This window comes from Pseudomonas sp. 05N434, assembly GCF_056396965.1.
The window spans coordinates 1-1,940 of the sequence record NZ_JBFTMK010000744.1 but is presented as its reverse complement, the minus strand read 5'-3'; the positions used below and the strand labels follow the sequence as shown (position 1 = coordinate 1,940).

Sequence of the window (1,940 nt, the reverse complement as noted above, 5' to 3'; positions counted from 1 at the left end):
CATCATAATTACATTGGTGGTTGGCCACATAGATATATGGCTTGGCAGTGGAGATAGTATCGAATCCATTCACAGCGACACGAACCGAGAATATTTTATTAATCACTGAATATGACCGACAGGCCACATGCAGATTCCTGTTCTTTATAGGATTGATTAACATGTATACGCATAAAAAAGGAAAACTCAGGACAATGAACAGCAACACCAACAACCATCTTACAAACGAAATCATAGGTTACCCGCCTTTTCTGAATCACTTGAGCCGGTGAAAAAACCCTCTCGAACATCATTACGTTCAATCAGCGCGACACCATAAAAACCTTCATCATCAACACACGCCATCACCCCAAAACTTTGGGCCGGAACACCATTCGCCATTTCGGCCAATTGATAGGCGCCCACCAGAGACAGACTCAGAGCCTTCGCCCGATCCAGCATCTCGAACCGCGCCCCGAAGGCACGATTCAGGCTGCTCAAGGACATCTGCCAGGAATCCGCAGCAGCGAGGTTCACTCGACTGACCTGATCAAGTTCAACACCCTGCCCTGCCAGAAATGTGAGTATCAGGTCGATCAGGCCGGCCGAGTCAGAGGAAAATAGACGCCCCGTCATGCATGACCTGACGATCAATCCCTGGACCTTCAGGTCAGCAACTGCCTGAAAGCTGAAAATCGCCGCCGTATCCAGTCGTTTTTCAGCAGGCAGATTAATGCTCTGTGCGTAGAGCGTTCCAAACTCACCGCTAAACGTTTCAATCGCCGTCGTGTAGATATAGTCAGACTCGCCTCGCATGGCAATTCTTAACCCCTGAACTAATGCGTGATAGAAGCTCAACTCTTTCGCGCACAGAGAAACGTTCGGTCCTTTAATGCCATATTTGATCGCCAACTGACCCAATGAAGAATTTATGACGGTATTGGGGATTTGTGCCGGATTGACCTGAAATGCAAAACGACTCTCGTTCGACTCTTTTATCAGTTGAATAACGGTGTCGATGGAACCATTGGATGTTGCACCGATAATGGCTGAACCCGCCAGGGAGTCTCCGTCATTGCCATCCTCGATCAACGACATCGCCGCCAATAGCAACAGGGATTGTCGATCGAAATTTTTCAGCTCACGGCTCGGCACAAGTTCGCCGGAAGCCAGGTYCCACGCAGGTCTTTTTCCGCGATGTAACTCCACGCCCCCTTGCTCGAATACACCGGGCATTTGCAACATGACCCAATCGTTTAAAACCAATGCAACGATAGCGTCACCCGTCATTTGAGATTACCGAATACCAAAATTGAATTATTCCCGCCAAAAGCGAAAGCATTATTGACCGCCACATCGACTTTTCCGGCTCTGAAGCCCTCCGCGACGATGTCGATGGGTATTTCAGGGTCCTGTTCAGAAACATTGATCGTAGGAGGCAATCCCTCGCTTAGCGCAAGCATGCAGGCAATTGCTCCAAAACCAGCCGCCGCCCCCATGCTGTGCCCCATCATTGACTTAATGGAACTAACCGGCGGTGGCGAATGGCCAAAGACCCTCTCAATTGCCATGTATTCATTGCTGTCATTGGCAACCGTACCGGTACCGTGAGCGCATATATAGCCAACCGCTCCAGGCGCGACCAATGCATTTGCAAGCGCCGACTCCATGCAATCGCCAACACTATGATGATTGAGTCTCACCATATGGTCGGCATCACAGTTCATCGAAAACCCGAGGACTTCGGCATAGATAGGTGCCCCGCGACGTATTGCCCGATCGTAATCCTCAAGGACCAGTGCACTACCACCTTCTGCGGTCAAAACGCCTTTGCGGCCTGAATTGAAAGGCGTGCAGTTTTGGTCTGTCATGCTGCCCAATCGACCACCTTCTGCGGTCAAAACGCCTTTGCGGCCTGAATTGAAAGGCGTGCAGTTTTGGTCTGTCATGCTGCCCAATCG

1 protein-coding gene and 1 pseudogene are annotated in these 1,940 nt (G+C 50.2%); both read right to left on the bottom strand.

The genetic code is table 11. The features are described from left to right. Positions 1-231: 231 nt before the first annotated feature. A complete protein-coding gene (locus AC1DLB_RS28850) occupies positions 232-1,269 on the bottom strand; it encodes a hypothetical protein (RefSeq protein WP_477786175.1) in 1,038 nt (345 codons plus the stop codon). Next, a pseudogene (locus tag AC1DLB_RS28845) lies at positions 1,266-1,940 on the bottom strand (hypothetical protein); the annotation flags it as partial. The pseudogene AC1DLB_RS28845 and the gene AC1DLB_RS28850, both read right to left, overlap by 4 nt.